8 protein-coding genes are annotated in these 9,575 nt (G+C 46.7%); 6 read left to right on the top strand and 2 right to left on the bottom strand.

Going from position 1 to position 9,575, the window contains the following annotated elements:
* Positions 1-259: 259 nt before the first annotated feature.
* From AYK67_RS01550 to AYK67_RS01535, 4 genes are all read left to right on the top strand, one after another.
* Positions 260-496, top strand: coding sequence for an acyl-homoserine-lactone synthase (locus AYK67_RS01550; RefSeq protein WP_068081363.1), 237 nt, complete (start codon positions 260-262; stop codon positions 494-496).
* 12 nt (positions 497-508) lie between these two features.
* The gene (locus AYK67_RS01545) at positions 509-853 is read left to right on the top strand and encodes a hypothetical protein (protein WP_068081360.1); all 345 of its coding nucleotides are present in this window, start codon (positions 509-511) and stop codon (positions 851-853) included.
* Positions 854-1,219: 366 nt separating this feature from the next.
* The gene (locus AYK67_RS01540; protein ID WP_068081357.1) at positions 1,220-1,531 is read left to right on the top strand and encodes a hypothetical protein; all 312 of its coding nucleotides are present in this window, start codon (positions 1,220-1,222) and stop codon (positions 1,529-1,531) included.
* A 138-nt stretch (positions 1,532-1,669) separates the two neighbouring features.
* Positions 1,670-2,695 (top strand): restriction endonuclease, encoded by a 1,026-nt coding sequence (locus AYK67_RS01535; protein ID WP_173645090.1) that lies wholly within the window; start codon positions 1,670-1,672, stop codon positions 2,693-2,695.
* 42 nt (positions 2,696-2,737) lie between these two features.
* Here AYK67_RS01535 and AYK67_RS01530 read toward each other — a convergent pair whose 3' ends face one another.
* The gene (locus tag AYK67_RS01530; RefSeq protein WP_068081354.1) at positions 2,738-2,956 is read right to left on the bottom strand and encodes a hypothetical protein; all 219 of its coding nucleotides are present in this window, start codon (positions 2,954-2,956) and stop codon (positions 2,738-2,740) included.
* Positions 2,957-3,164: 208 nt separating this feature from the next.
* Here AYK67_RS01530 and AYK67_RS01525 point away from each other — a divergent pair, with 208 nt between their 5' ends.
* Both AYK67_RS01525 and AYK67_RS01520 read left to right on the top strand, forming a co-directional pair.
* Positions 3,165-4,799 carry a fumarate hydratase gene (locus AYK67_RS01525; protein ID WP_068081351.1) on the top strand — a complete coding sequence of 545 codons (1,635 nt, stop codon included), beginning with the start codon at positions 3,165-3,167 and terminating at the stop codon, positions 4,797-4,799.
* 240 nt (positions 4,800-5,039) lie between these two features.
* On the top strand, positions 5,040-5,642 hold the full coding sequence (locus AYK67_RS01520) for a L,D-transpeptidase (protein WP_068081350.1): 603 nt from the start codon (positions 5,040-5,042) through the stop codon (positions 5,640-5,642).
* Positions 5,643-5,772: 130 nt separating this feature from the next.
* On the opposite strand, the gene AYK67_RS01515 is transcribed toward AYK67_RS01520, so the two are convergent.
* A partial coding sequence (locus AYK67_RS01515) for a T1SS-143 repeat domain-containing protein (RefSeq protein ID WP_156453016.1) occupies positions 5,773-9,575 on the bottom strand: 3,803 nt, incomplete at its 5' end.

The following is a 9,575-nucleotide window of genomic DNA, read 5'->3' as shown; positions in this document are numbered from 1 at the left end:
AATCCAACCCGGCGACACTCGGCGTTAGACTACCAATCGCCAATTACGTTCGAGAGACAACGTAGAAAAATTGAGACAGAGGCTCTCCACTTTTATTAAGCCAGTCCATTAATTAGCACCTGCGCAAAGTCTACTCAAAGATTGAAAATGGAAATGCAGCCACCGCTATATCTGCAGCTGCACGACTGGGCATTGTTTGATGTCACCCTACCCAAACTTATAGAAACCGACTTTAGTGCCTCAAGATACGAGAGGTACCATGAAGGTCATTATAACAAATTGGAAGCAGGTGAGTTCTGGTTGTAAGGCGTGGCCTGCCCAGCATATGCTTAGGGCCGAAAGCTTCATTGACAGACTGGCATACGATCAAAAATCCATGGGACAGGTCCGTACGCACCAAGGTTGGGAATATGATCAATATGACACGCCAGAGGCTGATTATGTGGTCGTATTGAAAGATAGTGTAGCTATTGCCTGCTGCCGTCTAATTAACTGAACTTCAGCAACAATGGTCTATGATTACTGGATTGAGCAAGCCTCAACAATAACCATAAAACCAACTAGATTAATTGAGGCCAGCAGAATATGCACGGCAAAAAACCTGCAAAATCGAGAGCGACAAAAAGCGTTGGACCTGCTTATTGAAAACGTACTAAAGCGTGCCAGTGAACAAGCCGCAACCCATTTACTAGGCGTCATGCATCCAGTAATCATGAGATCACTTTTAGCGCCTCGAGGCGTACCATTCAGCGTGGCTACACAATGGATGGTAGATCAGCAGCGTTGCATTATTGGATTGATTAATACGAATGATGCTCTTGGTAAATTTAAGCCGATATTTGAAGATATGTGAACTGGAATAACTTATCGGCTGTTATTTTCTTGAAATGCGCGGTGCATTATTTTCCATTACGAAGTTGCGCGCTACATCAGAACAAGTCGAGACTTAAACACACTAGATAGTTTCTGGTTTCAATTTCTCATTAACCGACTTCCTGAATACTCATAACTACCCCGATGACAAGTATTCATTGTTGAAGAACTGCTAACAAGGGCTATGTACCTCGTGTAGTTGTTGATTTATGCTCGTTTATGATAGCTGGCTCTTTACTGACCTAATGCACTTTTCAAATTGGAAAAGACTTGTGCAATTATTCAGTAAGTTACTGGATGCAACATTTGCAATGCCATTGACACTTAATACATGAGTTACTGAAGTATGTCTGTTGCGCTACAATCCGTTGATGAACTTATTGACCACTGGAAGCCCTCTGGGGGCAATGAGATGGCTAACTTTCCCATTTTCGCTGCGGAACAACTAACCCAGCTGATAGGGGTTGTGCCACCAAATCCTGCTGCTAGCGATAGGCAAATTAATGACAACCGTTTTGAACGTATTGTTACATTTACACATACAAGCAAACCTATAAATGGTCGAATCGACCTTAATCGAAAGAGTTGCCTCATCCTTGAGACAAAGCAGGGTTCTGACAAGGGTAATGCGATTTCCAAAGACCTTTTAAGCTACTGAAGACGGGCAAATGTACAGGTCCGAAAACTGTTTCACCACTTTTAGAAAGTCTGGCAGCTCTTTGGCAGGCTGAAAAATTGGCGTCGGATCGATAGGTAGCTTAAAGGTTGCACTAGTTTTTTGAATTGGATGATTTTAATGAGTAAGGTTTGGGGCCTCCATATGCCGGAGGAAATTGGTAGCGCAGCTCTTGATGGAAATTATGTTGCAATCGGGTGGCCAGATTTAAAAAGCCTTGAAAAAGTAGAAGGTGGCAGGGAAGCTTTTAAAGAGGCCATCTTAACTGCCTATCCATCGCGAAAGCCGGGAGCCGTGCCTGTTGAAGCTGGCATTCTCTACCGCTTTTCAAATGAAGTTAGAGCTGGGGATTGGGTCATTTACCCTTCAAAACATAATCGGGAAGTCAATATTGGCCGCTTTCAAGGCCAATACAGCTATGTTCCAACAGTTAATGGAGAATGCAACAACTATCCAAACCGTCATGCTGTTGATTGGCTAAATAGATTTTCAAGAAGTGAATTCTCTCAAGCAGCGCTGAACGAAATTGGCTCGTTTATCACGCTGTTTAGCGTGAGGAAGCACGCTACCGAGTTCCTGAACAAGGTCACCCCGCAAGGGGAACTGCCAACCGAAAGCGAGGATGACCAAACTCCAGATGATGACAGCGTAACAAGTATTGTTTCGCGCCAAGCGCAAGAGACCACCCAAGATTACGTCATTCGCAAGATATATGATGCTCTAAGCGGTTATGAGTTCGAAGAATTCACCGCGCATTTACTCGAGTGTATGGGGTACACGGCAAGGGTGACAACAAAATCAGGTGATGGCGGGGTTGATGTTATCGCGCATAGTGATGAGCTTGGTTTTGAGCCTCCGATCATCAAAGTGCAATGTAAACGCATGACTTCTCAGATTGGTGAGCCGGAGGTTAATCAGCTTCTCGGCACCCTTGGCGAAGGCGAATGCGCACTCTTCATATCCTTGGGATCTTATAGCAGACCTGCGCGCTTACTTGAACGTAATCGGCCCAAACTGCGGCTCATTGATGGTGAACAACTCGTCGAACTAGTCTTGGAGCATTATGATAAGCTCTCTGCAAGATTTCGTACAATGATCCCCCTGAAGCAGATATACGTTCCTGATATTATGATATCTCAAGATTGAGCGTCATTTTTGTTAGAGGATTTTCTCAAAGTAGCGATCTTCTCATTCGTGCATGCCCATTCTCCTCTCAGCCCGTTGTAGGCTCTTCCAGAAAGCTTCATCGGGGTGGTTGATTTTGTTTTGCAAGGTCTGGGCTATTTGGTCGGCAAAGTCCTCACGAATTTCACTTGCACTTAAATCAAGTAAGGCGGCTAGGCTGGCAGCGTTGCCGGTGATTTGCCGAATATAGATTTCTTGCTGCTGTTCTTTAAGCGCGTACATGGCTGGTCACATGCGGGGATAGGCTTGCAACCATACTGGTAACCGGCTTCATTAAAATTCTGTCGCTCAAAACAGCGTCACAACCTCTTAGCCAATATTCCAATGAGGATACTGATATTTTTTTGTCTGCGGTGCTTTGCCGCGCCAACATAAAGATATACAAGTTGTGGCAACAACCAATTGTTAGCACCACAATTTGAGATAAAAAATGCCAGAGACCTCCGCACCAGAATACATCCATACCTCACTATTTCCGGTTGGCCACGATAAAACCAAATACCGTAAACTCACCAGCGAATTTGTGAGCGAGGTTACCTTTGAAAAAACAACTATGCTTAAAGTGGAAGCAGAAGGGCTACGCCTGCTTGCCGACCAAGCCTTTGAAGACATCAACCATTACCTAAGAACCGACCACCTCGCTCAGCTTCGCAAAATAATTGACGACCCAGAAGCAACCGAAAACGACAAGTTTGTTGCCTATGACTTGCTGAAAAATGCCAATATTTCCGCAGCGGGTGTTTTGCCCATGTGCCAAGACACAGGTACAGCAATTATTATGGGCAAACGAGGGCGTCGTATCTGGACGGATGGTCAGGATGAAGCTGCACTTGGTGAAGGTGCACGCGATGCGTACTTTAAAAAGAACTTGCGTTACTCGCAACTTGCACCGCTCTCTATGTTTGAAGAGAAAAACACCCGTAACAATATGCCCGCGCAAATCGAGATCTATAGCGAGGGTGAAGATGCCTACAAGTTTTTGTTTATGGCCAAGGGTGGGGGCTCGGCTAACAAAACTTTCCTGTTTCAAGGCACCCCAAGCCTGCTAACACCCGAGCGCTTGCTTGAGTTCATCAAGGAAAAAATCCTTACCCTTGGCACCTCTGCCTGCCCACCCTACCACCTTGCTGTGGTTATTGGCGGTACATCGGCAGAGCTCAATTTAAAGACCGTCAAACTGGCCTCCGCAAGATATCTCGATGAACTGCCAGAACAGGGCTCTGAGTTGGGCCATGCTTTCCGTGATCATGCAATGGAAGAGCAAATACACAAGCTCACCCAGGCAACCGGTATCGGGGCACAATTTGGCGGTAAATACTTCTGTCATGATGTCCGCGTTATTCGCCTACCTCGCCACGGTGCCTCATTGCCCATTGGCATTGGTGTTTCTTGCTCGGCTGACCGTCAGGCAGTAGGCAAAATTACGCGCGACGGTATTTTCCTGGAAGAGCTGGAACGCGAACCGGAAAAGTATCTGCCTGAGATCAATAGTGAAGACCTTTCTGATCACGTTGTTAAAATCGATCTCACCCGCCCAATGCCTGAGATATTGGCAGAGCTTTCCAGGCACCCAATCAAGACCCGCCTGTCACTGACCGGCCCATTGATAGTGGCACGTGATTTAGCGCACTCTAAACTGCGTGATCGATTAGAAGCCGGCGAGCCATTGCCGGATTATATCAAAAACCATCCGGTCTATTATGCAGGGCCTGCCAAAACGCCTGAAGGCATGCCATCAGGCTCGTTCGGCCCCACAACTGCAGGGCGTATGGACGCCTATGTTGACCAGTTCCAAGCCGCTGGCGGTTCAATGGTAATGCTGGCCAAAGGCAACCGTTCTGCGCAGGTGCGCCGCGCATGTCAGGCTCATGGCGGCTTTTATCTCGGTTCGATAGGAGGTCCGGCTGCGCGTTTGGCACAAGACTGTATTAAGAAGGTTGAAGTTGTCGAATTCGAAGAACTGGGCATGGAAGCAGTTTGGCGGATTGAAGTGGAAGACTTCCCGGCTTTCATAGTGATTGACAATAAAGGGAATGACTTCTTCAAGGAATTGAACCTGAGCTAAAGTAAATGGGGCGCTGCCAGATGGTAGCGTCCTTTCTTAATCGTAAAAAACATAATTAGACTTCATTTTTCTTTTTTCTAACCTAAGTATACTTCCATTAAATATAGAATAAACGATAATATAAATCGATATGAAATTTAATCTCACTACTATTGTATTTAATAAATAAGCAATTTTTCCCTGACACGTTGCTTGTGTTGATTGTTTATCTCAAAAGAACAATAAGAACAGGGATTACCAATGCAAAGAAAAATATCATTATTTTTGGTTGCACTTGCAGCATTACTTGCCGTGGGTTTTTCACCTGCGCAAGCATCTCGTGCTGGTAGCTTTTTTGACCCGGTTACCAAAGAGTGGGTCAAATACGGCAATGCCCGCCATGGCAAATCACCTATCAAGCGCAAGCTCATCAGCTATTATGGCCCTCATACACCTGGCACAATACTGGTAAATACCAGTGAACGTCGCCTCTATCATGTATTAGGCGGTGGTAAAGCGATGGTGTATGGTGTTGGCGTTGGCCGCGATGGCTTTCAGTGGTCTGGCGCACACCGTGTAACCCGCAAAGCCGAATGGCCAAGCTGGACACCGCCCAAGGTCATGATAGAACGCGAGCGTCGTAACGGGCGTATTATTCCAAGCTTTATGGAAGGCGGGCCGCAAAACCCAATGGGAGCGCGCGCACTCTATATCGGCAGCACGATCTACCGTATTCATGGCTCTAACGAACCATGGACCATAGGTTCAGCAGTGTCATCGGGCTGCATTCGCATGGCGAATGAAGATGTTATTCATCTCTATGAAAATGTGAGTGTGGGTGCAAAAATTATAGTCATGCGTTAAAGCTGGCACTTAAGTAATAAACAGCAAAAACCTAGTATTGGAAAAGTACTGTAATCCGCAGTTGAGTACTTTGAAATGCCTGTGGTTTTTATGGCAGCCTGTGCCGGTAAAACCGGCACAGGCTCATTCGTTAAACAATCATCATCGAGTTTTGTTGTAAATCAATTGAGCTGCCATCTTCATCAAGAATTATTCTCAAGCTATCGGTTGCCAAATAATCATCGATAACTGCAACAGCCTGCCAATCACCATCTTGGCCATCAACATCAACGTAAAGGGTTTGGTTTTCTATCTTCACAAAACTTTCCACTTCTGCAAGTGTTGGGTTGTCCCCAAACGCCTGCTGCAACAAAGCCGAAATGTCGAGTTGGTCCCCTTCCTCAAAGCTATAATCATGGATGGTATCGACACCGCTGATGCTTCCATCCGCTTCTAACCCTCGGAAAATAAATGTATCAGCGCCAGTGCCGCCATATACATTATCAAACCCACGGCCGCTGATGAGGCTATCATCCCCTTGGCCGCCACGGATAGTATCATCACCATCACCTCCGTAAATCAGGTCCTTGCCTTGGCCGCCAAAGATTTGGTCATTACCCTGTTGTCCGTGTAATTCGTCGTCTCCTCTCCGGCCTTTAATGATGTCATCACCTTGTTGACCCAAAATAATATCATCGGTTTCTGTGTTACTAGCGACCAACTTGTCGTTGCCATCAGAGCCTGCGGGGTTGTCACTGCCAATGTTGCTGTGTCCGCCGACGCCTGCCGCCTTATAGCCATCGAAGTTGAACTCAACATCAACTGGAGCGCTCGTATTATCTTTTTCATCACTCACTGTAATGCTTAAGCTTGCCTGTTGGTTTGAGCTTGCATTGTCTGCTACAAAGAAGACAGCTTCGAGTGCAGCCTCAAAGTCCTCAGCTGGTGCCGCACTGCCATCAATGGCGGTTAGAGTGTAAACTCCATTGGCAAGAGATAGCTGGAAAGCACCAGCGCCGCGATATTCAAGAGTGCCAGCACCACTATTGACTTTAAGTTGAACTGACTTGATCGCATCACCATCCGGATCGGTGATATTGGCATCTGTAGTAATCGCCACACCACCATCCACATAGTTGATCTGATCGCCCACCTGGCCTTTATGTCCCCACTCAATATCAATATTGTCAAGTGTTAAGCTTTCACCACCTTGGCCATGTTCAACAATGCGAATGTATAGATTATCGCCTTGGAAATTTTTGAACATGTCGGGAGTGATATCAAGCGTAAAGTGCTTAAGGCCATTGCCCGTATAAGCCGGTAGCTTGATGACGAAGTCACCGGCATTTGCGCCAGGGTTATTATTCGCATCATAGTTGGCATGTTTTGAAAGGCGGATCTCAAACGAGCTGTCAGTACCATTATGTGCATAATCAAAGCTAAGTTGAGCACCATCACGTACACTAGTTGGTGCCAGTCTATGGGTAAATAGCGTGGTACTTGGACCATCACCATCCATAGCATCTACTTTCAAATAGCCATCATCAATACGAATGTTACCAGTACTATTGCTGTGCCAGTTGTCATCGCCCTGGCCGTCTTTACTCCAGTTCTTACTCCCGTCATGGCGTTTTGCCGGATCAACATATTCTTGCCAGTTGTTAAACTCTTTCGAATTAAACTCATCGCGGATATTTTCGATTTGGTTGCTACCAGCAAGGGTTAATTGTGGTGGTTTATTATCAACGACAACTGGCTCAATGTTGAAGCTTAGGCTTGCCTCACTAATATCGCCATCCTTATCGATAATACGATAGCTGATTTGTTGTGAGGTACTACTATCAACATCTGGTGCGGTGTAGTGCAACTGGCCATTAACCAGCTGTGCACCATTGGGGGCATCTATCAGCTCAATGCGTTCAAGCCCGTCTGCACCAAACTCATCATTATCAAGCAGGTTGATAACATGCGTTTGTCCGCTGGTGATAGCGTGCGTTCCATCATCATGAGCCATTGGTACATCATCGACCACATCCACCTTGATAGCAGTGCGAGCGGTACCCCCGTCACTGTCGGTAGCAATGACAGTGAAATTAAGCCCTATAAGATTTTCGCCTTGCGCATCAGAATGGTCTAACGAACCAAATTGCTGGAATGTGAAAGCTCCACTACCTGTACTGTCAAGCTCAAGTGTAAAGATGGTTGCACCACCATCCCCAGCCGTTGCCGTTAATAAGGCACCGTCATCAGAAATGACGTAATACACAGGTACACCACCAGAGCTGAGACCGTTTTGTTCACCGTCGACAACATCAAACACAAGTGGCTTGATAGCTGCAGGGCCATCTTGCCCCCAATCTATGGAAAGCGCTTTGCTAACAGTGGTTGCATCGCTATCAGGGCTGCTGCCATCTGGCAGGTTATCCTCATCTACCACAATGCAAACCGGTTTTCCTCCAGTTGGCCCGTCATCTTGAATGTTGAAAGTAATGCACTGCGATGCGCAGTCACCATCTCCATCATGGGTATTGTAAAAGAGTGTTAAGTGTAAGCTATCCGCCCCCCCATGTTCCAGCGGGCGAATTTGCATCAGCTCATAAGCACCACTGACCGGATCAAGTGTTGCGGTAAGCACATGTACTCCATGCTGCGAGATATGCATATTTCCAAATTCATCAAGCCTATAGCTCCAGCCTTGTGAAGGGCTTGTTTCACTCCAGCTAAAAGCAATATCACCCTTACCATCGGCACCGAAGTCGCCGTTAAGCGAGCCCTCCGCGATAGCATAAGCTGCAGTATCCTCCTTAGCATCAACAAGAGTGTTATAAGCACGAATAGGTGTGTCGTCGTCAAAGTCAATCGAGATATAACCGGCATCACAATCCTGATCACCATCTTGTACAAAGTACTTCAGTTTAACGACCAGGTTATTTTCTTGCCCGCCAGCTTCATGTTGTAGAGGCGCAAGCTGCTTAAAGTTATACTGCCCATCTTGGTTGAGTGACGCTTCAAGTACAGCAACACCATTTTGATAAAGCGTATAGATCTGCCCTTCAAGTTTACCGGTAAAACCCTCCGGCAAATCTTGGTGGGAGGCAAACAGTAGTTGCCCCTTGCCATCTACCCCGTAATCCACGAGCAAATGCCCGGTTAAAGCGGAGGCATAATCATCGCCAAACCCTCCCGGGTTGCCATCAGCACCACTCACATCATCATCATCAAATGTCAGCAAAATGTTCTCGGCTGTAGGACCATCATCTTTAAAGCGAATACATGCCCCAATATTTGCACTGGCTTTTGCAACATCGTCATCACCGTCAGTAATGTGGTAAACAAGGTTGACCTTGCCCGCCAGATTAAGAACGTCATCAGGATCGGATGCATCATTATGCTTGAGTGATAAGTATTGTGCGACCACAACACGGTTATCTACAAACCGCAGTGCAAAAGCGGCGTCCCCTTGCATTTCACCTGCAAGCGCGTCATCAACCCTGCCAACAATCATTCCGTTCTCTTCAACAAGAGAAATGGAATAGCCTTCAGTTGTAAACAGGCCACTTGATAATGCGTTACCGGCAATTTCCAGCTTTAACTCGGGAGCATGCTTAAACCCGTCAGCTCCGGCAAGCGCGTCCTTTGTAAGTGCAAAGGTGCCGCGTCCGTAAATCGGGCCATCGTCAAAGTCCTCGTCCTTTCCTTTATTGGTCACATACCGGTTAAAGTAGCTGATTTCCTGTGCACTTGGTGTTCCTGCTTGCACACCGCCGCTTTCGTCGACAATGACCCGCCCTCCATAAACTTTTAGATCGGCCACGGGCACATCATCAACCACGTTGATGTTTATGGTAGCCCGTGCCTGGTCGCCATCGCCATCGGTTGCGATGATGTCAAAGCCAAGGCCAAGCACATCTTCCCCCGCAGCCCCGTGATCAAGCGGCCCGTGCAGCGTGAATG

Source organism: Polycladidibacter stylochi, from assembly GCF_001562055.1.
Classification (GTDB): domain Bacteria; phylum Pseudomonadota; class Alphaproteobacteria; order Rhizobiales; family Stappiaceae; genus Pseudovibrio; species Pseudovibrio stylochi.
This window is presented reverse-complemented; position numbering and strand designations above follow the sequence as displayed.

Bases quoted from the DNA above. Each gene is read 5' to 3' on its own strand.
- AYK67_RS01535 (WP_173645090.1), top strand. From the start codon at position 1,670: ATGAGTAAGGTTTGGGGCCTCCATATGCCGGAGGAAATTGGTAGCGCA.
- AYK67_RS01545 (WP_068081360.1), top strand. From the start codon at position 509: ATGGTCTATGATTACTGGATTGAGCAAGCCTCAACAATAACCATAAAA.
- AYK67_RS01520 (WP_068081350.1), top strand. From the start codon at position 5,040: ATGCAAAGAAAAATATCATTATTTTTGGTTGCACTTGCAGCATTACTT.
- AYK67_RS01540 (WP_068081357.1), top strand. From the start codon at position 1,220: ATGTCTGTTGCGCTACAATCCGTTGATGAACTTATTGACCACTGGAAG.
- AYK67_RS01525 (WP_068081351.1), top strand. From the start codon at position 3,165: ATGCCAGAGACCTCCGCACCAGAATACATCCATACCTCACTATTTCCG.
- AYK67_RS01530 (WP_068081354.1), bottom strand. From the start codon at position 2,956: ATGTACGCGCTTAAAGAACAGCAGCAAGAAATCTATATTCGGCAAATC.
- AYK67_RS01550 (WP_068081363.1), top strand. From the start codon at position 260: ATGAAGGTCATTATAACAAATTGGAAGCAGGTGAGTTCTGGTTGTAAG.